The 24099-nt window shown below is 61.4% G+C and carries 18 protein-coding genes and 3 pseudogenes; 17 read left to right on the top strand and 4 right to left on the bottom strand.

All coding sequences use genetic code 11. The features are described 5' to 3' along the window. Window positions 1–199 precede the first annotated feature (199 nt). Window positions 200–406 (bottom strand): cold-shock protein, encoded by a 207-nt coding sequence (locus BW967_RS17885; protein ID WP_076486457.1) that lies wholly within the window; start codon window positions 404–406, stop codon window positions 200–202. A gap of 386 nt (window positions 407–792) precedes the next feature. Between BW967_RS17885 and BW967_RS18620 the strand changes: the two genes are divergently transcribed. Further along, window positions 793–1407 (top strand): hypothetical protein, encoded by a 615-nt coding sequence (locus BW967_RS18620; protein WP_108188666.1) that lies wholly within the window; start codon window positions 793–795, stop codon window positions 1405–1407. On the opposite strand, the gene BW967_RS17880 is transcribed toward BW967_RS18620, so the two are convergent. Then, window positions 1341–1847, bottom strand: a complete 507-nt coding sequence (locus BW967_RS17880; RefSeq protein ID WP_083952316.1) for an SOS response-associated peptidase — start codon at window positions 1845–1847, stop codon at window positions 1341–1343. The two genes, BW967_RS18620 and BW967_RS17880, sit on opposite strands and share 67 nt — an antisense overlap. A gap of 405 nt (window positions 1848–2252) precedes the next feature. Between BW967_RS17880 and repA the strand changes: the two genes are divergently transcribed. The 4 genes and pseudogenes from repA to BW967_RS17860 form a co-directional block, all read left to right on the top strand. After that, the gene (repA, locus tag BW967_RS17875; protein WP_076486456.1) at window positions 2253–3455 is read left to right on the top strand and encodes a plasmid partitioning protein RepA; all 1203 of its coding nucleotides are present in this window, start codon (window positions 2253–2255) and stop codon (window positions 3453–3455) included. Then, complete coding sequence (repB, locus tag BW967_RS17870) at window positions 3455–4432, top strand: plasmid partitioning protein RepB (RefSeq protein ID WP_076486455.1); 978 nt, start codon at window positions 3455–3457, stop codon at window positions 4430–4432. The genes repA and repB overlap by 1 nt, the downstream gene beginning before the upstream one ends. Before the next feature lie 221 nt (window positions 4433–4653). Then, window positions 4654–5745: a plasmid replication protein RepC gene (repC, locus tag BW967_RS17865; RefSeq protein ID WP_076486454.1), complete on the top strand. Its 1092-nt coding sequence runs from the start codon at window positions 4654–4656 to the stop codon at window positions 5743–5745. Window positions 5746–5859: 114 nt separating this feature from the next. Continuing rightward, window positions 5860–7101 (top strand): annotated as a pseudogene (locus BW967_RS17860) (ParB/RepB/Spo0J family partition protein); the annotation flags it as partial. 63 nt (window positions 7102–7164) lie between these two features. On the opposite strand, the pseudogene BW967_RS19120 reads toward BW967_RS17860, so the two are convergent. After that, window positions 7165–7695, bottom strand: a pseudogene (locus BW967_RS19120) (tyrosine-type recombinase/integrase); the annotation flags it as partial. Between the two features lie 714 nt (window positions 7696–8409). Between BW967_RS19120 and BW967_RS17845 the strand changes: the two are divergent. From BW967_RS17845 to BW967_RS17810, 8 genes are all read left to right on the top strand, one after another. Then, entirely contained in the window at window positions 8410–9408 is a 999-nt protein-coding gene (locus BW967_RS17845) for an AAA family ATPase (protein WP_076486452.1), read from the top strand. A 10-nt stretch (window positions 9409–9418) separates the two neighbouring features. Next, window positions 9419–11773, top strand: a complete 2355-nt coding sequence (locus BW967_RS17840; protein ID WP_076486451.1) for a S8 family peptidase — start codon at window positions 9419–9421, stop codon at window positions 11771–11773. 455 nt (window positions 11774–12228) lie between these two features. After that, window positions 12229–12744 carry a hypothetical protein gene (locus tag BW967_RS17835; RefSeq protein ID WP_076486450.1) on the top strand — a complete coding sequence of 172 codons (516 nt, stop codon included), beginning with the start codon at window positions 12229–12231 and terminating at the stop codon, window positions 12742–12744. A gap of 103 nt (window positions 12745–12847) precedes the next feature. After that, complete coding sequence (locus BW967_RS17830) at window positions 12848–13129, top strand: hypothetical protein (RefSeq protein WP_394329253.1); 282 nt, start codon at window positions 12848–12850, stop codon at window positions 13127–13129. 75 nt (window positions 13130–13204) lie between these two features. Then, entirely contained in the window at window positions 13205–13624 is a 420-nt protein-coding gene (locus BW967_RS17825) for a hypothetical protein (protein ID WP_076486449.1), read from the top strand. Beyond that, on the top strand, window positions 13617–14261 hold the full coding sequence (locus tag BW967_RS17820) for an antitoxin of toxin-antitoxin stability system (RefSeq protein ID WP_076486448.1): 645 nt from the start codon (window positions 13617–13619) through the stop codon (window positions 14259–14261). Before BW967_RS17825 ends, BW967_RS17820 begins: the two co-directional genes overlap by 8 nt. Before the next feature lie 108 nt (window positions 14262–14369). Next, on the top strand, window positions 14370–14834 hold the full coding sequence (locus BW967_RS17815; RefSeq protein ID WP_076486447.1) for a helix-turn-helix domain-containing protein: 465 nt from the start codon (window positions 14370–14372) through the stop codon (window positions 14832–14834). After that, complete coding sequence (locus tag BW967_RS17810; RefSeq protein WP_076486446.1) at window positions 14831–15409, top strand: PIN domain-containing protein; 579 nt, start codon at window positions 14831–14833, stop codon at window positions 15407–15409. The genes BW967_RS17815 and BW967_RS17810 overlap by 4 nt, the downstream gene beginning before the upstream one ends. A gap of 35 nt (window positions 15410–15444) precedes the next feature. On the opposite strand, the gene BW967_RS17805 is transcribed toward BW967_RS17810, so the two are convergent. Then, window positions 15445–15741 carry a hypothetical protein gene (locus BW967_RS17805; RefSeq protein ID WP_076486445.1) on the bottom strand — a complete coding sequence of 99 codons (297 nt, stop codon included), beginning with the start codon at window positions 15739–15741 and terminating at the stop codon, window positions 15445–15447. A gap of 175 nt (window positions 15742–15916) precedes the next feature. Here BW967_RS17805 and BW967_RS17800 point away from each other — a divergent pair. The 4 genes and pseudogenes from BW967_RS17800 to BW967_RS17785 form a co-directional block, all read left to right on the top strand. Beyond that, window positions 15917–19154: pseudogene (locus BW967_RS17800) on the top strand (strawberry notch-like NTP hydrolase domain-containing protein); the annotation flags it as partial. A 294-nt stretch (window positions 19155–19448) separates the two neighbouring features. Next, window positions 19449–19775 carry a hypothetical protein gene (locus BW967_RS17795; protein WP_076486444.1) on the top strand — a complete coding sequence of 109 codons (327 nt, stop codon included), beginning with the start codon at window positions 19449–19451 and terminating at the stop codon, window positions 19773–19775. After that, a complete protein-coding gene (locus BW967_RS18430; protein WP_245826620.1) occupies window positions 19772–20977 on the top strand; it encodes an exonuclease domain-containing protein in 1206 nt (401 codons plus the stop codon). Before BW967_RS17795 ends, BW967_RS18430 begins: the two co-directional genes overlap by 4 nt. 306 nt (window positions 20978–21283) lie before the next feature. Beyond that, complete coding sequence (locus BW967_RS17785) at window positions 21284–23209, top strand: UvrD-helicase domain-containing protein (protein WP_076486443.1); 1926 nt, start codon at window positions 21284–21286, stop codon at window positions 23207–23209. Window positions 23210–24099 lie beyond the last annotated feature (890 nt).

Here is a 24099-nt window from a genome sequence, read left to right as displayed (position 1 = left end):
GCGCTTGCGTCACGGGCGAGCCGCGCAGCGCGCAGTGTTGCAGTGCGCTCCGCTCGCTCTTGCGCTTCTGTCTCAAGAATGAGCCGCGCGGCAGCAGCCGTCTTGTCATGCGCCGTTTGCGGAGGGGGCAGTATCTCCCGGAATAATCCGGAAGATGCCATGTTGTTGCGCGATGCGCTGCCGCCTTGAGGCTTCTGGCTCAAGCGAGTGCCAGCGCGCAGGCCGACTCCCGACCGTCGCGACCGGTTTCGACATCGAAGCTGACTTTTTCGCCTTCATTCAGGCTGCGCAGACCAGAACGCTCGACCGCCGAGATGTGAACAAACACATCGCGCGACGCGCCTTCTATGGCGATGAAGCCGAAGCCTTTGGTGGTGTTGAAAAACTTCACGGTGCCAGTGGCCATCGTGAAAACTCCTTCTATAGGGTGATGCCCGCAGAATGCGGCAACTCGGCTTGGTCAGAACGGAAAGCAGACTGAAGCCGATGAAGGAGACAGGGTGCGGTCGAGAAAACTTCGCAACACCACTTATACGCGATTTTGCAAAATTCGCAAGATAAATGCGCGAAATTTGAAAATTCATTCGCCTGCCCGCGCCAAACAACGTTTCTTCGTTCGTGCGGTGCGATTGCTCTTGCTACGCCGGACGAAACTCGTGAGGCTCGCCCCACGCCACCGGTATCGCGAAGCGAACCGGCCGGGATTGCGCCGTCCAAACTGCGCGCGCGCTTACGCGAAGGATATCCCGTTCGCCACGTCATCCCTATGGCCCGTTTTACAGGATCGCCTTCATGCCCGGCCCGCGCACGCCCTTCCGGTCGAACGACCCACAATCCGAAATCGCAGAGTATTTCGCCCAGATCGAAGCGGCTTTGACAGGTATTCCTGTGCCGGAGCCATTACGAAACGCGATTGAACGCTTGCAAGAGGCGTGCTCCGGGCAAGCGGGCGCACTAGAGGAAATGATCGCGAGCGTATCTGTCTCCAAAGCAGCCTTGCCGATGGATGATCTGATTTTGCGCCTGCCGTTGCCGGTGGTTCAGCTGAAGCACGACTTGCAGATCGTTGCATGGAACGCCCTAGCCGAAAGCCTTCTGGAGGCGATGTCGAGCACCGCGAGAAGCGGCGATCGGGCGGGCATCTTGCGGCGCGGATTAGACCGGCAGGATCGCATCGCCGTTATGGCGGCCCTCGACACACAGCTCAAACAGGCCCAAGCCCTGGAGCCCGAGGCGCCATCGCAAACAGGGACGTGCGCGATCTTGGTGCAGCTCAGGTCGATCGCAGGGCAGATCGGAACACTACGGCTCCAAATCCTTCCCACACTTCGTGTTCGCGGTCAGGAACGGGCGCGGTGGTGGGTAATCTTGTTGACCACAGACACCGTCCCCGGAAATGTTTCATAACACACCCGCGTCATAATCGTACAGGTCAGGAGATCGCGCCAACGGCTCGCCAAGCCGGCAAGGAACCGATTTGGCTCGTTTCCGGCAGGATGGAAGAAATGCGGCCGCCGAGCACACTTGGGTCCGCTCCACTCGTAGAACCCGCCGACCGGTACCAAGCAACGTCCGTGCCGCCAGACCTGCCGAAACGTCGGTTTCTCGCGCGCATCCTCGATGCGGGCGTTAAACGTTGCCGCCTTCCAGTCTCTCGGGTTGGCGCCATCGAACCACGAAGGGATGAGGCCCCAGCGCGCCTCCATCGCCATGAGGGGTCGCTTGGCGAGGATCACGACCGCCTCCGTCGGCTTGATGTTGAACCGACCGCCGAACGGGTCAAGTTTGATTTGCGACATATCCACTTCAGTGTTGCGCAGATTGGGATCGATGATCCGACCACACACGATCCAGTCCCCCCCTTGTTGATCGGCAAGGCGGCAGGATGCCCGAGCGCGGGGCCGTTGTCCTCCTCAGATCTGCCGGATGTCACGGCGGGGTCCAGCCTGACCAGCACAACCTTGGCGATTCGGCGCGATGTATTTCACCGACCGGTTGTATAGCTAGTGCTGACGGCCACTACATTTGGTCGACACGACAGCATCTAGAGCGAAAATCACATTAAATCAGCGAGTTATCAGCCTTGCCACCTGAAGCAGAACGGCATGAAGACTTTTGCGTCGGCTGGATTTGCAAAAAACTGTTGTCTGGAAGAAAGTTGCGTGCAATGTCTGGTGTTGTCGCGAAAAAGCGCAAACAACGCGTTTTCGCGACGAAACCACCAGGGCCCACCAAGAGGCCGAGAGGGCAGAATGAGCACATCGTCGAAACCGGCCGCGTCCGAATCTGTTGCCGCATCCATTGCCTCGAACGCTATCAGGCTGTCCGAGGCGCTCGACAACCATATGCGCAACAGCTTTCAACCCGAAAGCAAAAAGACGCTTCGGAAGTTCCAGCCCGCCGAGGTTTCGGAGCTGACCGGGATCAGCATGTCGAACCTGCGGACCCGGCATCAAGAAGGTGATTTTCCCGAGGTGGAAACGGACAGCCGCGGACGCAGGCTCTATTCCGCTGCCGAAATCGACCAGATCCGGCACATCATGGCCAAGACCGGGCGCAATGGCGAAGCCTACCTGCCCGGCCGACGCTCTGGCGACGCATTGCAGGTCATCTCGATCGTCAACTTCAAGGGTGGTTCCAGCAAGACGACTTCGGCCATCCACCTTGCCCAACGGTATGCGCTGCGCGGCTACCGGGTGCTGGCTATCGATATGGATCCACAGGCCAGCCTGACGACGATGTTCGGCTACAGGCCGGAGATCGAATTCGCCGAGGGCGGGACGATCTACGACGCTATCAAATACGAAGAGCCGGTCCCGCTCAGCCAGGTGATCCGCAAGACCTATTTCCACAATCTCGATCTGGCTCCGGCCGGGCTGATGCTCTCCGAATACGAGACCGAAACAGCCTATGCGCTGCAACACAAGATCGACCCGCCTTTCACGCAGCGCCTCGCGATCGCTCTCGACGAGGTCGAAGCCAACTACGATCTCGTCATCATCGATTGCCCACCCCAGCTCGGTTTCACCACGATGACTGCGCTTTTGGCCTCGACCGGATTGCTGATCACCGTCGTGCCCAGCATGCTCGACGTGGCATCCATGGCGCAATTCCTTGAAATGGCGGGGGAAACCGTTCGTGCTCTAGAGGAAGCTGCCGGGCCGATCCATTGGAATTTCCTCAAGTTCCTGATCGCGCGCTACGAGCCGACCGATGTGCCGCAGTCCCAGATGGCGGGCTTCCTCCGCTCGATCCTGCTCGATCAGGTGCTGACCACGCCGATGCTGAAATCAACCGCGATTTCCGACGCCGGCATGACGCAACAGACGATCTACGAGATCGAGCCCTCGCAGGTTCTGAAGAAAACGCTCGATCGGATCCTCGAGAGTGTGAACGGCGTTACCGACGAGTTCGAAAAGGTGATCCAGAAAGCTTGGGCACGGGAGACTGACTGATGGCGCGTCGCAACCTGTTCCAGCCCCCTGCCCCGCCGATTGCCGGCACCGGCGAGCAATCGGTGCCCGATGGCAAGGCACGCTTCCCGAACACAGGCGCCATGAGTGGTGTCAAATCTACGTTGAAGGATCTCTCGAGCAATGCGGTGCGCGAAATCGCGCCGGATGTGATCGAGGAAGATGGCCCGAAGGACCGTCTCGCCTTTGCCGACTCCGACGTCGCGCGACTCGCCGAGAGCATCCGTCTTCATGGTCAGCAGGTGCCGATCATGGTGCGTCCGATGGCCGAAAAGCCAGGCTACTACCGGATCGTCTATGGACGAAGACGGCTTCGAGCCCTGCGGCTGCTCGGCCAACCCGCGAAAGCGCTCGTCCGAGCGCTGAGCGACGACGAAGCAATCCTCGCTCAGGGCCAGGAGAATGCGCAACGTCTCGATCCGAGCTTCATCGAAAAATCGCTATTCGCGGCAGAATTGGCGGCAAGCGGCTATGAGACGGCAGTGATCCTCGATGCGTTGGCGGTCGACAAACCGATGCTGTCGCGCATGCAGAAGGTCGCTCGGAGTATCCCCGAAACCGTGGTCCGGATGATCGGCCCCGCGCACGGCATCGGGCGCCGCCGTTGGGAGGAATTGGCCGATTTGGTCAACAACCATGACCTTGATTTGACGGCCATCGCGGAGACAGCTTTGGCTCCGGCGAGCGAAACCTCGGATGGTCGTTTCGGGCAGCTTGCCGATGCGGCCGCTGCGGCCCTTCGTGAGCCACTTATCGCGACGAAAGCCCCTTCCCCTGCCCTGCCGATCTTGTCCGATGACGGAATACGGCTTGCTCAGGTCACGGATCAGGCCAAGGCGGTTACGGTGAAGCTTTCGAAGACCGAGGCCCCCGAGTTCGCAATGTGGTGGCTGGAGAATGCGGAGGCCGAATTGAGGCGCCTCTACAAGGAATGGCAGTCGACGAAAAAAGCCGACTGACGAGGCAAGAGCAGCAAAGAAAGGAGCACGAACGCAACCCGAAAAGTGAAAGAGCCCCCCAAGGTCATCCTCGGAGAGCCCCATCTGTCTTTTGCACCTTCAGATGTATCAGCTTCTCCGCAGCAGTCAACAACAACCGATTCGGTTGCCGAATCAATTTTGCCTTTGCGCAATAAGTGATGGCCAGAGGGCCTCTCGAGCCCGGTTTGCCGTGAAAATCGATGGCATTCATCCAAGCAACCGCAGCCTTTGGTTTGCGGGCGTCTGAAGTGTTGTCCGCGGACAACGCTCCGCCCGAACGTCACATCATCATCGAAACCCTGCGAGAAGCAGCACCGCTTCTGGGCTTGAAGCCGACCGTCCTCGCGACGCTCGACGCGATGCTCTCCTGTCTCGCACCAAAACGAAACCACAACATGGTCTTTGCGTCCAACCTGACGCTCAGCGCACGCCGTAATGGGGTCTCAGATCGAACGCTGCGCCGCCATGTAGCTGCGTTGATGGAGCTCAATCTCCTCGAGCGCAAGGACAGCGCGAACGGCAAACGTTTCACGAAGTACGATCCTACACACAGGCAGTCGATCCATTTTGGCTTCGATCTGAGCCCATTGTTTTGCAAGCTCGACGAGATCGCAGCCCTCGCAGTTCGAGCGCGCGCACAAACGGAAGAGATCGCCTATCTCAAATCGAAACTCCGCGCGCAGATCCGACCGATGCTGGAGGCCAATCCCAGTGACAATCGTGCGCTCGATATCCTGCGCCGTCTTCGCAACAAACTGACGGTCGAAGAGCTCTCCAGAATGTCTGAGGCGCTGCCCGACACCATTGGAGAAACCGCCGATGATGGTGGAAAACACTCTTTGCGAGCGACTGTAATGTCCGCCAGCAACGGCCAAAATGTCCGCCACCATCAGAAGTCAAAAAAAGAAAATACTGAAAAAGAAGCTGCGATCACCAATGACGAAGCGCCCGGAGATAGCCTTTCCCTTCCCGAATTGATGAAAGCCTGTCCGGATGCCGCCTCGTTTTCGCTGAGACGCATTGAGGATTTTGCGGATGTGGTCACACATGCCCAGACACTTGCACCGATGATTGGCATCGACAGCGCGACGTTGAGACAGGCAGAGCGCTGCATCGGAACTCTGCCAAGCGCGATCACCATTTGGGCAATCGTTCAGTTCCATGACCGGATCCGAAACGTTGGCGCTTATTTCCGGTCACTGACTAGCGGTGCACGAAGCCATGAATTCAATGCGGTGAGGCTGGTGAAGCGATTGGGCAAACTCTCGGAAACTCATCTCGTGACAGCATAAGTTGTCCGCGGACAACACGCTTGGCTGAGGGAAAGTGAGAGAGGGGCTGTTTGAGGGGTGACGGGAAGTGAGATCGGAAGAGAGGCTTCCGGCGCCCGTCGCGGAGAAGATCTGATGGCGAAAGCTGCCCAGAAAATCACCCTGTCCCCCTCGCGGGATATCCCCTTCGACAAGCTCGTGTTGAGCCAGTCCAATGTCCGGCGCATCAAGGCGGGCGTTTCGGTCGAGGAACTGGCGGAAGATATCGCGCGCCGAGGGCTTCTGCAGGGCTTGAGCGTCCGCCCCGTGCTCGATGCAGAAGGTGTCGAAACCGGCATGTTCGAAATCCCGGCCGGGGGTCGCCGATTCCAGGCCCTCTCGCTGCTGGTCAAGCAAAAGCGGCTAGCGAAGACCGCGCCGATCCCCTGCATCCTGCGCGACGCCGCGTCCGACATCCTTGCCGAGGATGACTCGCTCGCCGAGAACATGCAGCGTGTTGCCCTGCACCCGCTCGACCAATTCCGCGCTTTTCAGGCTCTGCGTGAGAAAGGTCAGGGGGAGGAGGCGATCGCGGCGGCCTTCTTCGTCACGCCGCAGATCGTGAAGCAGCGCCTGAAACTCGCCTCCGTGGCCCCTGCCCTGCTCGAAGTCTATGCCGATGACGGCATGACGCTCGAGCAGCTGATGGCCTTCACGGTGAATCCCGATCATGCGCGTCAGGTCCAGGTCTGGGATGCGGTGAAGAACACCTGGAACAAAGAGCCCTACACGATCCGGCGGATGCTGACCGAAACCTCGGTGCGCGCATCGGATCGTCGCGCGATCTTCGTCGGCGTCGAGGCCTATGAAGCTGCTGGCGGTGTCGTGATGCGCGATCTGTTCCAGGGCGATGATGGCGGCTGGTTCGAGGCCCCTGCCCTGCTCGACCGGCTGGTCGCCGAGAAACTTCAGGCCGAAGCCGAGGCGCTTGCCGCCGAGGGCTGGAAGTGGATCGAGGTGGCGACCGATCTGCCCTATGGCTACAGCCACGGGCTGCGGCGTCTGGCGGGCGATCCGGCGCCGATGAGCGACGCGGAAAGTGCCTCGCATGCCGCGCTGCTCTCCGAGTACCGTGCGCTCGAGGACGAATATTCCGGGCAGGACGAATACCCCGAGGAGATTGACGCTCGGCTCGGGGCGCTTGAGCTGGCGATGGAGACCCTCGAGCAGCGGCCGCTGATCTTCGACCCGGCCGAGGTCGTCCGCGCCGGGGCCTTTGTGACCGTGGATCGGGATGGCCGTCTTGCGGTCTATCGCGGCTATGTCCGGCCCGAGGACGAACCCAGCGAGGAACTTCCGACCGATGGTGCTGAAGATGCCGAGGCGATGGGGCAGGGGCCTGTGCCGGACGAAAATGTTGGGGCAAGCGGGCGCAGGGCGCTCATGCAGGATGTAGTCTGCGATCGCCTTACCAGTCGCTTCCAGCAGCGGCAGAATATCTGCACGGCGTCCTTTGCGATGGGTGACCCGGATCGTGCCGCGCTGCCAGTCGATGTCTTCAAGGGTCAGTCCGGCCACCTCGGAAGAGCGCATACCTAGATCGATAAGGCATCTGGCGATTGCGAACGCGCGCCGGCGCTGCGGAAAGTCGGCACTGAACGACTGAAGCAGCGCGTCGACTTCGACGTCTGTGAGAACGTCTGGCAGGGTGGAAGGCTTGGGTCGCGGGGGGCGCGGCAAACCTGCAAGCAAAGGTGTGACGTCATCGCCGATCAACTGGCGATACCGCAGGAAGCAGCGGATCGCGCCAGACAGCCCACGTGCGCAACTTGTGCTGCGGGTGCCGTCCCCGATGATAAAGCGCGACACATCTGACTCTGAAATACAACTTATATCAATGGCTTGGGCACCGACTATGGTTATGAGAAAACGCTTGATAATCCGGCACCGTGCTGCCCGTGTGCTCTCGGAATAACCCCAGACCTCTCGCATCTTCGCGTCGAAGCGCGAAAGCTCTGCATCCATTGGCGTCAGGGTCCGCGTCATAGCGAACCCAGTGGCCTCCATGACCCGCCCGAGCAGATGCAGGGCTGCGCGATTTGTGTGTGTGTCGCCGCGCGTATGGCGATCACACTCGCAAGACGGCATGTGATCGGCGAGAAACTGTCGGATGTGCCGATCCCGGACCTGTCCAAGGGCAACGCCTTCGGTTTTGATCCAGTCGCCGAAATGGAAAACGGTTGCCAAGTACAGCGCTTGCACCTTGGGCGCATACTTCCCGTCTGTGGCGCCGCATGACGGCATCGAGCCCCATTTTCCGAATGCGGCAAGGTGCGCGAAAGGGATGATGTCCCGGGACACCATCGCGAAAGGCGACTTCAACCTCACGGCTGTGGGTGCAGCAGGGTGTTCCATTTGGATCAAGATGCGGGCCACTGCAACGCACGGAAATCTGGTAACGATACTGTTGCAAAGGTCTATCCTTTCGCTCAGACGCGCCTGGGAGCGCCAGCGTGACTACAGCGACCCGTTTCTGCAGGGCCGGTTCGGCCTGCGTCTATTTACGAAAGCTGACTGGGATGGCTTCAAGAACCGCGCCAGCATGCATTTCCATCACTCAGTCTGGCTACGAGGACTCCAAGACCTCAATTATTGTTGTCAAGGTCCTTATCGAACAGGTAGGGAGGGAAAGACGAGGGAGGCGAAATGGCACGCGGCGAACTGATGAAAAAGCTCATAACAAGCTACGGTCGGGATGATAAATTCCGCACCGTAGTCGAGCAGATCATCGGCGAGGAGGAGCGCAAGGGCAATCGAGTGCTCGCGGGCTCCCTGCGCAAGTCTCTCGATCGCCTCGGTGAAGGTTCGACCCAAACGGCTCCTGCAAGTAAGCTCCTGCCCTTCCCGGACGAGGCACGCGATTTCATCCAGCGGGTGGAGCCGCAGCGCACACCCGCCGAGCTTCACCTGTCGCATGAGAATAAGGAACTTTTCGCCGGCATCATCCGCGAGTTCCGGCAGGCGGACCGCCTGCACCGCCATGGTCTCGAGGTACGCTCCAAGCTTCTCTTCTGCGGCCCGCCCGGCACGGGCAAGACCATGTGCGCGGAGGTGTTTGCCGGTGAACTGGGGCTACCCTTTTTCCACGTACGCCTCGACAGCCTCGTGTCGTCATATCTCGGTGAGACGGCCACCAACATCCGCAAGACCTTCGAGTTCGCACGGCGCCAGCCTTGCGTCCTATTTTTCGACGAGTTTGACGCGCTTGCGCGCTCGCGGGAGGAGCCGACCGAGACCGGTGAATTGCGCCGTGTGGTCAACAGTCTACTAATGTTCATTGAGCAGATTGAGCCCGGCGGGTTTTTGATCGCCGCGACGAACCTCGCGGGCCAGCTTGATCAGGCAATTTGGCGGAGATTCGACGAGGTGGTCTGGTTCGATCTACCCAACGCGCGGATGATCGAAGCCTATCTGCGGCACGCTTTCCGCAACGTGGCGACTTCCATCGATCCGGCTATCTATATCGATCGCCTGACGGGTTGTTCCTATGCGGAACTGGCTCGGATCACCCAGCAAGCGATCAAGCTGTCGATCTTGGATGGTAACACGGGTGTGACAGACGGTCACTTACGCTCAGCCCTGCGCAATTCCGAACGCCGGCGCGCGAGGGCTTGCGAAGGTGGTGCGGGCGCCACTTCCGTATAGGAACCAGGGGATGGCACAGCTCGAGCACCTGCAACTGATCCGTGCCCGCGTGCCGATCGCGCGCCGCAAAACCGGCGGAGGCGGCGCCCCGCCCGGACGCGGCGGCGGTCATGGCGGTGCCCTCCAGGCGGAGACCCGGACTGCGATGGCAGAGCAGCTAGCCGCAAAGCCAGCCGCCTTCGTCGACCCCTCTCTACTCCTTCGCGTACAAGTTGACGGTCATATCGCCGAGAGCGATTGGGAGAGGCTCGGCCTCTTGGTCGTCTCCAGCGATGCGGATCGCACTGTCCTGCTCTTCTCTTCGACAGGCGACCTGACTGTGTTCATGGACCGCCTCAGTAAGTTCGACGCACCGCCAGCCAACCCGGGTCAGAAAAATCCGAACTACGCCGGCCTCGTGGGAAGAATTGATGGGATCGGAGGGCTCGCCCCGCGTGACCGGCTCGGGCCGAAGATCAAAGCTGAGGGCATCACTGAAGCTGAGGATCTTCAGGACGATGTTCAGTACGTCCTCGACATCGAACTCTGGGAGTTCGGCACCCGGCCTCAGCGCGAAGCGAAGGTTGCGGAAATCGAACAGTTTCTGGTCGCCCAAGGCGGAGCCGTATACGACACCTATATAGGGCCCTCCATAACCGTGATGCGCGTGGAAGCGACGGGTCGCGGCCTTCGGCCCCTCCTCGGGGTGCCCGAAATCGCGATCATCGACCTACCCCCGGAGCCGGATCTCGTAGCCCAACCGATGGTGGCCTTGGACGCGGGCAGGGTGCCCCCTGTCCTTGATCCGGCGGAGGGTGCGCCGATCATCGGCATCCTCGACAGCGGCGTAAATGATCATCCTCTACTAGACGGGCTCGTCGTCGGTCGTCACCTCGGCGAGGGCATAGTAGGCGCTGCCGATGTTTGGGGACACGGCACATCAGTCGCAGGAGCGGCACTCTTCGGTGACCTACGCGATGCGATTCCAGCAGGTTCCTTGGAGCCGGTCGGACGTCTGGCCGTGGCCAAGGTCGTGGGTGACAACGGCCGGTTCCCAGAACGACGCACCGTGCCCCGTGTAATGGATACGGCAATTCGCACGCTACACGCGGACCAAGGCTGTAGGCTGTTCGTGCTGTCTCTTGGCGATACTAACGCTAACCTACCACAGGGTCGCGTTGGTCCATGGGCCGCGACCCTTGACGCGCTCGCTCGCGAACTCGACGTACTAATCGTCGTCTCCGCCGGCAATCGGGGGCGCCCGAGACCCTTCATGGCAGCTACGTCCGAGGAGTTGGTAACCTTATACCCAACCTATCTGCTCGAGCCTGAAAACCGGTTGGCCGAGCCCGCGGGCGCAGCGAACGTCATGACAGTCGGCGCTGTGGCGGGAGGGACGGGCCTCGACGCTCGGCATGAGCGTGATGCAAATGTTCGACCGATTACGCATGAATGGGGCGAGCCCTCGCCATTCACACGGGTTGGACCTGGTGCGGGCGGTGTGCGAAAGCCCGACGTCGTCGATCTCGGCGGCACAGCCGTCTTCGACGTACCTTCGGTCAGCTTGGCTGGCGCGCCGCGTCTACCCGCAGCGGGGGTGATCACGCTGAATCATCGCTACACCGAGCAGTTCCTCACTGCCGCCGGGGGCACATCTTTCGCCGCGCCGCTATTGATCCACAAGGCCGCGCGCCTACTACGCCGTATGCCCAATGCGTCTGCCAACCTTTTACGAGCGCTCCTCGTGGGCGCGGCGCGCTCGCCTGATGCCTTCGAACGACGATTGGGTGTAATGACAGCCGCCGAGCGCGTCAGGATCGGAGGCAACGGTGTCGTTGACCCCATCCGCGCCGCCTATTCGGATGAACATCGTGTCGTCCTCTACGCTGAGGATGCCTTAGAGATGGATCAATTCGCAGTATATAGACTGCCCATCCCACCTGAGTTCCGAACGGGTGGGGACCGTACGATCCGGGTCTCCCTTGCCTACGACCCGCCCGTCCGGCGCACCCGTAGTGACTATCTCGGCACCAAAATGGATTTCCGACTGCTGCGCGGCATCGACGAGGCAGAGCTCTTTGAGCACTTCCGCGAACGAGACAAGACGTTGGAGGGGGCAGCGCCAGCCGTGCCTCCGAGGTTTAAGTGCAAGCTCCAACCCGGGTCGGACGAGCGCGCGAGTAACACAGTCCAGACGGCCTCTGTCACTTTCAAACGTGATACGGGGGAGTACGGAGAGGTCTACTACCTCGTCGTGCGGTGTCTGTCCCATTGGGCGGTGGACCAAGTTTTTGATCAGCGGTTCGCCGTCGTCGTGGAACTTGAGCATCAACCGGAGGTCAGAATTTACAACCGTGTTCGTGAGCGCGTGCAGGTACGAGCCTGAATTTTGGCAGAGACGCTACCCGAGGGTGAGACGGTTTCACCACTTATGCTCGGGTCTACGGTCCTTCCTACATAACGCAGCGAAAGCCCGCTCCGTCCGAAAGGTTTGAATAGGCTCTTGCCTTGGTTTTGCAACCGCAGCGAATGGCCTGTGTGGATGGCTCCTGCATAGCAAGACTTTTCTGAGATTGTTTTGCACTGGTCAGAAGCAGACGTGTGTCCGGCCTGTTTGCGCGGCGCACGCGGCCGCTGGCCCTGATGGTTTCCGCAAGCCAAGTCCCATACGGGTTCTCGGACAACGAGGTGTCCCTGTGAGCTGAGCCTGAGGGCCTCGGGCAAGCTCTGACGATCAAGCCCGACCCTGAGCCGTCGCCCTCGAGGAAGAGGGTGGCGGTTTGGGGGTGACGGTGATGGCGGGGAGAGAGGCTTCCCGCCCCCGTCGCAGGAGAATCCGAGATGCTCGATCAAGAGTTCCGCGCGCGAAAGGCCACTCCGAAGATGCGGTTTGACGCCGATGCACGGCCCGCGCCCAATCCCGATCTGTCCTTCGTTCTGAAACTTGTCGCCCCGGATCTTGGAGCGGCGATGGCCGGGCAGGACCGCCCGGTGGAACTCGATCGCTATGCGACGCTCGCGGATGCGATGTTCGCCGCGGTCGTGCTGGCGCAGCAAGTCGGCCCCGACGTTGCCCCGCACATGATGGTGATCCTCGATCGTGAAGAGCGGCTCGTGCTGGCGGGAGAGCTGGCCGATGCTGCGATTGCCTGGTGCAACCCCGTGCTCTCCGCGCCCGAGGCCCGTTCGGTGTTGCGCGAGGCGAGCGGTTTGCGCGCGCGGGCGAGCCAGGCTGCGGGATGGCGCGAACATGGGTTCGTGGCGCATCTGCGCCGTCGCGCCGATCACCTCGAGGGGCGGCTCGTCGATCCGCTCTGGCGTGTCGTCGCCGCCCGCGCACTGCAGCGCGCGGCGTGAGGGCGGAGAGATCGAGAAGGGCAGGGGGCTTGGGCGCGTCGCTGGGTAGAGAGATCGCCCAGTCCGGCATCCCCCCCCTTTTTCCCGAACCGGAGTTGAGCCGATGACCATGACCGAAGTCACCCTGCGCGCCGCAGATGGCGCCCTCGGCCGTCAATCTGGCCCCGATCTTCGCCGTGCCGTTGACATGACCGATCCCGCATATCTGCGCCTCGGCCTGCCGCTGACGGCATCGCCGCTCGCCGTCCTGCGTGCGGCGGTTCGGGTGCTTCATCCCGATACCCGCGCCGTTCGCGGGTTTCGAGCAGCGCGCAAGCGGTTCTACCGGCAGATGCTTTGCGCGCATGCGGCGCGTCAGGCCGCAGGCGACCAGCGCACCGGCTGAGCGCGCCTGCCCATCCTTTCGTTCCAATCCAGCGCCCGGCCTCGCGGCTGGGCGTCTCACTCTCAGGAGGTTCCCATGGCGGATTACTTCACCCATTTTTCTTGCCTGATCGATGTCGGGACGGCCGAAAAGGCCGCCCGCGCGCTCGCGCTGATTGCGGATTTGCGCGCGACCGATCAGGAGGCCGATGACCCGGAGGGTTCGGGGTTCGATTTGACGCGCCAGGATGCGCCCGAAGGCAGCATCCTGTGGATCCATGACGATGAACATGGCGATGTCGAGGCGGTCATCCGCTTCGTGCTGCGCCTCGCCGAAGACCTCGACCTCACTGGCCTCTGGGGCTTCCAATACGCCCTGACCTGTTCGCGCCCGCGCCTCGATGCCTACGGCGGCGGTGCGCATGTCATCGACCTTGGCGCGCGCAAATCCGTCGGTTGGACCAGCACCGAGGAATGGCTGGCTGCGGCGTTGAACGGGGAGGACATCGATGCCTGAGACCATCTGCACCACCGTCTACCAGTTCCCGGGACTCTCAGATGAGGCCAAGGAAAAGGCACGCAGCTGGTATCGCGACCTCGCGCCCCACGACGATTGGTGGGACGCGGTCTACGAGGATTTCGAGCGGATCTGCGAGATCCTCGGCATCCGCCTGAAGACCACGCCCGTCCGCCTGATGGGCGGTGGCATGCGGCAAAAGCCTTGTGTCTGGTTTTCGGGGTTCTGGAGCCAGGGGGACGGCGCCTGCTTCGCGGGCTATCTCGGTCACGCCAAGGGCGCGGCCGCGCGCATTCGGGGCTATGCCCCGATGGACACGACGCTGCATGGCATTGTCGACCGGCTGCAGGCCATCCAGCGCAGGAACTTCTATCGGCTCGCTGCCGAGGCGACCCATCGCGGGCGCTACTACCACGAATTTGCCATGTCCGTGGATGTCACCCGTGACAGCCCGACCTGTCAGCCGCCCACTGAGGATGCCGAAGAGATCGTGACCGAGGCGCTGCGCGATCTGGCCCGTTGGCTCTACCGCCAGCTTCAGGCCGAATACGAGCACCTCACCTCGGACGAGGCGATCGAAGAGGGGATCATCGTCAACGCGCACACCTTCACTGAAGAGGGGCGGCGCTTCGGGTGAACTGTGACCTCCGAGGCGCGGAGTTACGGTTGTTACACATATTTCTGTTATTTCACTTGAGGTAGGGCGCGCATGGCGTATATCTGATGGGAAAAGCGGGAGAGACCGATGACAACGGCTGAAAAGAGGACGGAAGACAAAGGGCTCATGGAGCGCCCTCCGACGCGCGAGGAGATAGACAGCGCCGCGCATGCCGCGACGGCGATCGCGATCGCTATGGAGCTGGATGGTGGCCTGAAGATTTCAGGTGAGAACGGCGAGGCGGTCAAGATTGCCCCCGCCGTTGGCAACCTCATCATCGAGCTCTTGGGCCATGTCAGCAATGGCAATATGGTCACGCTCGTGCCCGTCGGTACGATGCTGACCACACAAGAAGCGGCGGACATGCTCAATATTTCCCGCCCCTATCTGACCAAGCTACTGCTCCGAGGCGACATCAAGTTCGAGCAGGTTGGATCGCATCGTCGTGTGAGGATTGACGAGTTGATGCGCTACCGTGCTGACAAGGCCCGCAAACAAGAGGGTGCGTTGGCCGACCTTGCCCGGCTTGGGCAGGAGTTCGACAACGAATGAGCTTCGTCGCCAACCCTTTCGTGGTGGTGCTCGACGCCAACGTGCTTTTCCCGTTTCGGATCAGGGATGTCCTCTTCACCTTCGCCCAAGAGGGGCTCTTTCGAGCGCGCATCACCGATGAAATTCTCGACGAGTGGACTCGGAACCTCATCCGATTGAAGCCTCATCTCGAGGCCAGCGTTCGTCAACAGGAGCAGGCGATTCGAGAGCATTTCGAAGAGTGCTTCGTGGATGGCTATCGACCTTTGGTCGATGGCCTTGATCTACCGGATCCGAACGATCGCCATGTTCTGGCGGCGGCAATCCGCAGCTCGGCGCAGGTGATCGTTACCGAGAACCATCGAGACTTCCCGTCGGATAAACTGGCGCCCTATGACATTGAGACGCTCGGCGCCGACGATATGTTGGCCAACACCTATGCGCTCTTTCGACAGGGAGGGGCGCGGGCGCTGCGAAAGGTACGTCAACGCTACGATAATCCGCCAATGACAGCCTCTGAGTTCTTGCTCGACCTCACCAAGAACGGCCTTTCCAAACTTGCTGCCCTGGCGCGCCAAGACATCGAGTACATCTAACAGAACACAGCTGCCAGCTAGTCTGAGATGTTCGATCACCTGTTCCCGTCGATCCACTTCGACATCAGGCCCTTGTCGCGAAAGCACTCCTCCGGCACGGCGCGCCGTTTGATCCGGGCGAGTTTTTCCGCGAAGGCCACCTGCTTCGAGGTCGGCCGCTGGTCCACCTCAGACATCGGCTTCATCCGGGCCTGCGTGTCGATCCATCCGCTCAAGGTTCGGCGGTCCTGCTGCACGTCCCATGGCAGAAGGGTGCCGTTGCGCCGCGCGAGCGCGTGCGCATAGGCGATCTGCTTAGGCGTTGCGGGCAGCGCAGGCGCGGTGCTTTCCATGGTCGATCTCCCCTGCTGGCTTGGTCTTCAAGATAGAACAAAGAGGGAACAAAATCAAGCCGGGCGTCGGGAGACAGAGGGTCGAGAGGGAGAGATGGGTCGGGAAAGGGCAGGCCTGAGGGTGCCCGAGAGAGGGTGTCCGGGCTGGTCCTATCCCTCATTCCGGAGTTTCCCGATGACCTTTCTTCCTCCTCTTGCGCCTTTGCCGCCCCTGCGGCCCATGGATCCGGCGCCGGCGATCATTGCTGTGGCCGAAGCACTGCAACCCGATCTGGCGCAAGGCGCGCCGATCGACGCTTCACGCCTGCGGCCCGAGATGGAGCGCGCCTTCGGCGGCTCCGATGCATCGGGTGCCTGGGATTGGAAGCTCGCCTATGAGGCGGGCGAGGTGGCGCTTGTCCTTTTCTTGCGGAAATTCGGTCGCGCGCTTCTCGCCCGGGCGGGGTCGCCTGCGGCGCTGATGCCGATCCTGACGAAGGTCGCGGGCCTTCTGCCGAGCCATACCCGCCGCTCGGAGGAGATGGAGCGGTTCCAGCAATTCTCGACGCCGCTGCCGATGGGGCTCGCGGCCCTTGCCGCGGCGCAGATAACCCCCCGAGATCTGGTCCTCGAACCTTCGGCCGGGACCGGGCTTCTGGCGATCCTCGCCGAGATCGTGGGGGGCAGCCTCGCGCTGAACGAGCTCGCGAGCATGCGCGCCGATCTTCTGCAATTGCTCTTCCCGGGCCGCCCCGTCACCCGTTTTGACGCCGCGCAGATCGACGATCATCTCGATGCGGGGCTGCGCCCGAGCGTCATCTTGATGAACCCGCCCTTTTCGGCGCTCGCCAATGTCGAGGATCGAACGACCGAGGCGACCGCCCGGCATCTGCGCTCGGCGCTGGCGCGCCTTGCGCCGGGTGGGCGGCTTGTCGCCATCACGGGGGCGGGGTTCGCGCCCGACACCCCGGCTTGGGCCGAGGCTTTCGCGCGTCTGACGGAAACCGCGCATCTGGTGTTCACCGGCGCGGTGTCCGGGGCCGCCTTCGCTAGGCACGGCACCAACTTTGAGACGCGGCTCTCGGTCTTCGACAAATGTCGGGGCGGCGAGGCTGGCGGGATCACGGCTGATCTGCGACAGCCGATCTCCCCTGACGCCGCAGATCTTCTGGCCCGGATCCTGCGCGAGGTTCCGCCCCGGCTCGAACTGGAACAGGACGCCCTGGCAGGGCAGGGGCCCTCTTCCCCCTTCCCGGGGAGTCCTGTCCCTGCCGCGCGCAGGCCGATCAGCCCGGCGCGCGCGCGTTTTGCCGTGCGACCGGCGCAGGTTCTGACGCCGATCGAGGCCGAGGAGATCGACTATGCGCTGCGGGATGCCGCCGAAGATGGCGGCGCGGCGCATTTGTCGGATGCGATCTACGAGACCTTCCGTCTGCAGACGATCGACATCCCCGGCGCGGCGGCGCATCCGACCAAGCTCGTGCAATCGGCGGCGATGGCCTCGGTTGCACCCCCGAAACCCAGCTACCGGCCCAAGCTGCCCACCGCCGTCCTGCGCGACGGTCTTCTCTCCGACGCGCAGCTGGAGACCGTGATCTACGCAGGCGAGGCGCATGGCGCGCATCTCGCCGGATCGTGGATCGTCGATGAGACCGGCGACATGGTCTCGGCTGCCCCCGACGATGCCGCTGACGCCGTCCGTTTTCGTCGCGGCTTTTTCCTTGGCGATGGCACGGGCGCTGGCAAAGGCCGCCAGTCGGCCGGGATCCTGCTCGACAACTGGGCGCAGGGCCGCCGCAAGGCGCTCTGGATCTCGAAAAGCGACAAGCTTCTCGAGGATGCGCAACGCGACTGGTCGGCCCTTGGTCAGGAGCGGCTTCTGGTGACGCCGCTTTCGCGCTTCGCGCAGGGGCGCGACATTCCGCTCTCCGAGGGCATTCTCTTCACCACCTATGCGACGCTGCGGTCGGAGGAGCGGGGTGCCAAGAAATCCCGCGTCGATCAGATCGTCGATTGGCTCGGGGCGGATTTCGACGGGGTGATCCTGTTTGACGAAAGCCATGCCATGGCGAATGCCGCTGTGGCGAGGGGCGAGCGCGGTGATCAGTCGGCCTCGCTGCAGGGCAGGGCGGGTCTGCGCTTGCAGCACAGACTGCCCAATGCCCGCGTGGTCTATGTCTCGGCTACGGGCGCCACGACGGTGCACAACCTTGCTTATGCGCAGCGCCTCGGGCTCTGGGGTGGCGAGGACTTCCCCTTCGCCACGCGCGCCGAATTCGTCGAGGCGATCGAGGCTGGCGGCGTCGCGGCAATGGAGGTTCTCGCCCGCGATCTGCGCGCGCTCGGGCTCTACACTGCGCGCTCGCTTTCCTATGACGGCGTCGAATACGAGATGCTGGAACATGCGCTCACCCCCAAAACAGCGCCGCATTTACGATGCCTATGCCGGGGCTTTCGCCATCATCCACAACAACCTGGCGGCGGCGATGGAGGCGGCGAACATCACCGGCGCGGCCGACGGGCCGAGCGGGTCGGGCACGCTGAACCGACAGGCCAAATCGGCCGCGCGGTCTGCCTTCGAGAGCGCCAAGCAGCGCTTCTTCGGCCATCTGCTCACCTCGATGAAAACCCCCACGCTGATCGGCGCGATCGAGGCCGATCTGGCGGCGGGCCATGCGGCGGTCGTCCAGATCGTCTCCACCGGCGAGGCGCTGATGGAGCGGCGTCTGGCCGAGATCCCGACCGAGGACTGGAATGACATCCGCCTCGACATCACTCCCAGGGAGTATGTCCTGGACTACCTCGCCCATTCCTTCCCGGTGCAGCTCTACGAGCCTTTCACCGACAGCGAGGGCAATCTCTCTTCCCGGCCCGTTGTGCGCGACGGTCAGCCGGTCGAATGCCGCGAGGCCACCCGCAGGCGCGACGCGCTGATCGAGAAGCTGGCCGCGCTGCCGCCCGTGCCGGGGGCACTCGACCAGATCGTGCAGCGCTTCGGCACTGACCTCGTGGCCGAGGTCACGGGCCGGTCGCGCCGCATCGTGCGCAAGGGCGAGGGTCCTGCGGCGCGGCTCGTCGTCGAGACCCGCGCCGGTTCTGCCAATCTCGCGGAAACCGCCGCCTTCATGGATGATCAAAAACGCATCCTGATCTTCTCCGATGCGGGCGGCACCGGGCGCAGCTATCACGCCGATCTCGGGGCGAAGAACCAGCGCCTGCGGGTGCATTACCTTCTCGAACCGGGCTGGAAGGCCGATGCGGCGATCCAGGGGCTGGGGCGCACCAACCGCACCAATCAGGCGCAGCCGCCGCTCTTCCGCCCCGTCGCGACCGATGTGAAGGCGGAAAAGCGGTTCCTCTCGACCATTGCGCGGCGTCTCGACACGCTCGGCGCGATCACGCGCGGCCAGCGCCAGACCGGCGGGCACCCGCTCAATCATGTGCGCTCTGACAAATGGTACTGCATGCATTGCGACGGTGAGTTTTCCGGAACTGAGATGGCCCAAAACCTATGGCACTGTCCATCTTGCGGAGCCACGCCACTCGATATGTTAAGTGAGCCCTTCTCCGTTTCGGAACGTCCTGAGACTGAAAACACCTCAGCCTGATCAGACCTTTGTTCTGAATGACTGGCACCCGCATTCAAAGCGGGTGCCAAGTGTTCGGCCACAAGGTGTTCACGTTGAGCCGACGCGTAAATTCCAACGTATTTAGACAGATAGAAGACCATGCAAAGCCCAGTTGAAAACACAAGAGCGGCAGTCCAAACGCTAATTCAATCTCTCGATCCAGCATTGATCGCGTTGGTCGCTACGTCCCGTGACCTAGAAGCCATCGTCGACAAGCGCTTCGACAGGCAGGTGCGCGCCCATCGTTGGTACGCTGTTATATCGCGCGGCGATCATATTCATGCCGCCGCAAATATCGACGGTCGACGGATTTCACTGCAGCGGTACGTCATGAAGCTTCAGTATCCGGAGCGCACCTATGAAGAGCTGAAACAGGTCGCGACCTCGGCACGATCCCGCTCGACAACATCCTCGCCCCCGGAATGATGCTCATCTTCTCCGGGCGTCGCTGGAGCGTGCGGGAAATCGACACCGGCGCGAAAATCATTGTCGTCGATCCTGCAAAGGGCGGTGTGCCGCCACGTTTCGGCGGTGAGCCCGGGCTGATCCACGACCGGGTGATCGAAAAGATGCGCGATATCTACACGGGCGATCAGATTCCGGTCTACATGGACCGGACCGCAGCAGAATTGCTCTCCGAGGCGCGCACCCACTACCATGCTGCCGGTTTCGGGCGGTCTGCGATTGTGAATATCGGCCCACGAAACTGGTTTCTGGCGACGGGATGCGGCACCGTTCGGACCGCAACGCTTGCTTTGGCGTTGCAGGGCGTCGGGCATCAGGTTGAACGCCATGACGGGTTTCTTGAGGTCACCTGCGGCATCGATGCGCAACCCCTTGAAAAGACGCTCGCGCAGTGGGCCGAGGGGGCGGCGGTGGATTTTTTCGCGGCGGGACCGAACCTCGTGTTTGAACCCTATCACCCATATCTTGACGAGGATCTTCTTCGAACCGATGCCAGAAGTTCACGGCTGGACGTCGATGCCTTGCCCGGACTCTGTGCCCGGTTGCTCAAAGGGTTCGTGCCATCCTCGGTCGAAGCTGAGACCTTCCGCGCACCATCGGCCGATATTCCGCCGCTGCCAGACGCAGAGTATCGCTTTGTGGCGCTTGATGTCGAAACCGCCAACGGAGATTGCGCAAGTATTTGTCAGATCGGCCTTGCCTGCGTACGTCATGACGGGACGATCGACAGTTGGTCTAGCTATATCGATCCGGAAGCACCATTCGAGCCTTTCAATACTCGATTGCATGGGATTGGGCCTGAGAAAGTGCGTGGCGCACCAAAATTTGTAGATGCCGTCCCTCGCATCGCACCGCTGCTGAGTCGTCATGTTATCTTTCAGCATAGCGCGTTTGACCAGAGAGCGATCGAGGGCGCCTTTGCGCTTGCAGGTCTGCCTGTCCCAGAATGGAGATGGCGGGATAGCGTTCGAATCGCCCGGTACGCTTGGCCTGAATTTCGCGGCGATGGCGGGCATGGTTTGGCGCACCTTAAAGACCGTCTCGGCCTTGATTTCGCCCATCATGACGCAGCAGAAGATGCGCGGGCTGCAGCTTTGGTGGTAATCTTGGCGGAACAGAAAATGGGTGTAGTTTTCGAGGAAATCCTGAACAGGCGTACATAAAATATTCTGTCCACAATACTATTTTTTTACCTCGTATAAAAGCTGTTAAAAGCCTCGATAAGGCACATCCTAATTTGCCGTGGCGAAGGGCGGAAACCCGTCATTCGCGCGAAACGCATGAGAGCCCGTGGGCATCCAAGGGCGGGGTACTTTGGAGGACGGGCTGAGATTAAAACTAGGCGCGAGGGCCGCCTTTGCACTGGACCTCCTATATATCGAGGACATCAAAGCGCTTCAGGCACCGCCATATATCGACAAAGGCCTGACTTGGCTCGCGGGCCGACTGAAGGGCGGTGAGAGAGCGATATGACAGATGTGACAGACGCTACCCGCGACGCTGGCGCTGACGCCACGATCCGCCAATGCCTGTCCCTCGATCAGCCGCGCAGCTTCTTTCTTTTTGCCGGGGCGGGATCAGGCAAGACGCGCTCACTCAAGGAGGCACTGGAGGGCTTGGACACAACGACACTGATGACCTTGCGAAAACACAGCCGCAAGATCGCAGTGATCACCTATACCAATGCCGCCGCTGATGAGATAAAACGCCGCGTTAAAGCCGATCCGGTTTTTCAGGTGCAGACTATACACAGCTTCGCCTGGTCGCTCATCGAGGGGCGTACGGCAGATATTAGGGCCTGGTTGGAGAGCAATTTACAGAGTGAAATTTCTGATATCCAGGCTGCCCATGCAAAGGGCCGAGCGGGCAAAGCCCATGATGAACGCATCAAAAAAATGGCATCAAAAACAAAGCGGCTGGAGCGCCTAGCTGAAATCCGCGCCTTCACTTACGCGCCCGAGGGGGACAATTTCAGCCGCGATGCGCTGCAACATACCGAGGTCATTGCGCTCGCCGCGCATTTCCTGACTGAAAGCGAGACGTTTCAGAACATCGTTCTAGCGCGTTACCCGTTCATCTTGATCGACGAGAGCCAGGACACCATGAAACCGTTGATGGAGGCGCTCTTGATCTTCGAGGCGCGCCATCGGGGCCGCATCTCCCTTGGGCTGCTTGGGGACACAATGCAGCGCATCTACTCCGATGGATTGCGCGATCTCGACCAACGGGTGGCGGATTTTGCGCAACCGGCCAAACAGATGAACCACCGTAGCCGCGAGCGGATCGTGGATCTGGCGAATGCGATCCGGCGCGACGATGATCGCCGTCAACAGCGCGCACGCGAAGACAAACCGGGTGGCACCGTGCGGGTCTTTCTTGCGCCAAGCGAGGGCACGGATCGCGCAGTCTTTGAAGCCTTCACTTGCGCGGAGATGGCCCGCATCACCGGAGACCCCGCTTGGCAGAACGCGGAGACGGTCAAGACCCTCACGATCGAGCGTCACATGGCCGCTGCACGCCTTGGCTTCAGTGAACTGTTTGAACCTTTGAGCAAACCCGACAAGCTCAAGGACGGGTTTCGCGATGGTACCTTGCCCGCGATGCGGCTATTCTCCCACCGGGTCTTGCCTTTGGTGACAGCTCAAAGGGATGGGGATGCTTTTGCCGCTATGGCGGTTCTGCGTGACGGCTCACCGCTGGTCGATAAGCGAGGTATCCGAGTTGGGCGAGCGGGCCAGGCCACTGGGCTCGACGCGGCGCGGGCGGGCGTCGCGGCGCTTATGACGCTATTTAAGGACGAACGGGATCCGAGTTGTGCCGAAGTGTTGGCGGTCGTGGCAGAGCACCGATTGTTCCCGATCCCTGACCAGCTTCGGCCCTGTTTGCCTGAAGACCGTCCAGCGGCTCAGGACATGGCCGACATCCTTGCCGAACTGGATCTGACTACGCCCGAGGACACACCACCCACCGACACCACTATCACCGATGCCTGGACGCAGGCGCTTGAGACCCCGTTTTCTCAAGTGGCACATTACCGCGCCTATGTCGAAGACCGTAGTTCCTATGGCACCCACCAAGGTGTCAAAGGGCTCGAGTTTCCCCGGGTCATGGTAATCGCCGACGACGTTCATACACGCTTCAAAGGCGTTGCCTCCTATGAGACGCTGTTCGGGGTCAAGCCCCTTGGCCCAGACGCGCAGAAAAAGGCGGACAAGGGCGAGGAAACAACGATCGAGCGCACCCGCCGCTTGCTCTATGTCACTTGTACCCGCGCCGAAGAGAGCCTCGCGCTTGTTCTCTATTCCGAGGCCCCCGACACGATCCGCAGGTTTCTGATATCCAACGGATGGATGGCCGAGGACGAAGTCGTGATAGCTGCGACCGACGGGACCTAACAGGAAGGCGCAGTGCAGCGCTGAGCCGGTTCAGTAATGAGTGCTAATGGGCGATGTGAGTTGTATATCTTTCGACGCGGCTCACATATGCCTTGCATTGCGCCAATCATGCTGCCTCGCAGAGGGCTTTCAACACTCTATTTTGATTTTCTCCACAAGTCGCCGTTCGACTAGCGTCAAATGAGGTCGTGAAGTAAAGTTACATAACATCTCTTATCCGACCTACTTGTGTAGGCGCTAAGCAGAAATGCCTCATGCGAACAAAGTTAAAGTGTCACCCTCCTCATGGTCCCAGTTCGACGCCTTGGAAGATGCACATGGGATGGATCATGACGCGCGAGCGTGAGGTTGACATCCGGTCAGCGTCACCCGGCGCACCGACAGCTTGAAGACCAATCAACGACCTCAGCTCTTGCCACTGAAATCCTTCGTGTTGACCGTCTGCAATGGCTCCAGCGCTGCTCGCTGCGATGGGCTCGAAGCGGCCGTCCATGGCACGACGCAGCAAAATCCCGGGCCGAATGTCGCTGATGCGGGACGGAACTGCCATTCGGATCAGACCTTGTGGGGGATGAAAATAGCAAGGGCCGCCTGCTGCTTCCGCCCTTCACCTCAGCATCCCCCCAGTAGATCAGCGACATGCCTGAGCCGCGCAGAAGATCCGGGACCATGCCAAGGCTCGACGCCACCAGCCCGATGCGACGGCTGCGGCAAAGGTTGGCTAGTTATGCGTCTTTCGGATGGTATCAGCCTGCCGAGTGCACGGCGCGGATAAAATCCTCCCGCGATAACCGGTGACCTGCCCCCCGGTCGTCCCTCAGTCATAACGAGAGTCCTTGGGGTTGATAGTGGTCTGTTTCGGGTTGGGCAAGCGCGCCGGGCGCGGAGCC

It is taken from the genome of Rhodobacter aestuarii, from assembly GCF_900156655.1.
GTDB lineage: Bacteria > Pseudomonadota > Alphaproteobacteria > Rhodobacterales > Rhodobacteraceae > Rhodobacter > Rhodobacter aestuarii.
The sequence above is the reverse complement of the archived record's forward strand: the minus strand, read 5'-3'. Positions and strand labels throughout refer to the sequence as shown.

Bases quoted from the DNA above. Each gene is read 5' to 3' on its own strand.
- BW967_RS17825 (WP_076486449.1), top strand. From the start codon at position 13,205: ATGGCGGATTACTTCACCCATTTTTCTTGCCTGATCGATGTCGGGACG.
- BW967_RS17835 (WP_076486450.1), top strand. From the start codon at position 12,229: ATGCTCGATCAAGAGTTCCGCGCGCGAAAGGCCACTCCGAAGATGCGG.
- BW967_RS17845 (WP_076486452.1), top strand. From the start codon at position 8,410: ATGGCACGCGGCGAACTGATGAAAAAGCTCATAACAAGCTACGGTCGG.
- BW967_RS17785 (WP_076486443.1), top strand. From the start codon at position 21,284: ATGACAGATGTGACAGACGCTACCCGCGACGCTGGCGCTGACGCCACG.
- BW967_RS17885 (WP_076486457.1), bottom strand. From the start codon at position 406: ATGGCCACTGGCACCGTGAAGTTTTTCAACACCACCAAAGGCTTCGGC.
- repC (WP_076486454.1), top strand. From the start codon at position 4,654: ATGGCATTCATCCAAGCAACCGCAGCCTTTGGTTTGCGGGCGTCTGAA.
- BW967_RS18620 (WP_108188666.1), top strand. From the start codon at position 793: ATGCCCGGCCCGCGCACGCCCTTCCGGTCGAACGACCCACAATCCGAA.
- BW967_RS17840 (WP_076486451.1), top strand. From the start codon at position 9,419: ATGGCACAGCTCGAGCACCTGCAACTGATCCGTGCCCGCGTGCCGATC.
- BW967_RS17830 (WP_394329253.1), top strand. From the start codon at position 12,848: ATGACCATGACCGAAGTCACCCTGCGCGCCGCAGATGGCGCCCTCGGC.
- BW967_RS17810 (WP_076486446.1), top strand. From the start codon at position 14,831: ATGAGCTTCGTCGCCAACCCTTTCGTGGTGGTGCTCGACGCCAACGTG.
- BW967_RS17805 (WP_076486445.1), bottom strand. From the start codon at position 15,741: ATGGAAAGCACCGCGCCTGCGCTGCCCGCAACGCCTAAGCAGATCGCC.
- BW967_RS17795 (WP_076486444.1), top strand. From the start codon at position 19,449: ATGCAAAGCCCAGTTGAAAACACAAGAGCGGCAGTCCAAACGCTAATT.
- BW967_RS17820 (WP_076486448.1), top strand. From the start codon at position 13,617: ATGCCTGAGACCATCTGCACCACCGTCTACCAGTTCCCGGGACTCTCA.
- repB (WP_076486455.1), top strand. From the start codon at position 3,455: ATGGCGCGTCGCAACCTGTTCCAGCCCCCTGCCCCGCCGATTGCCGGC.
- BW967_RS18430 (WP_245826620.1), top strand. From the start codon at position 19,772: ATGATGCTCATCTTCTCCGGGCGTCGCTGGAGCGTGCGGGAAATCGAC.
- repA (WP_076486456.1), top strand. From the start codon at position 2,253: ATGAGCACATCGTCGAAACCGGCCGCGTCCGAATCTGTTGCCGCATCC.
- BW967_RS17815 (WP_076486447.1), top strand. From the start codon at position 14,370: ATGACAACGGCTGAAAAGAGGACGGAAGACAAAGGGCTCATGGAGCGC.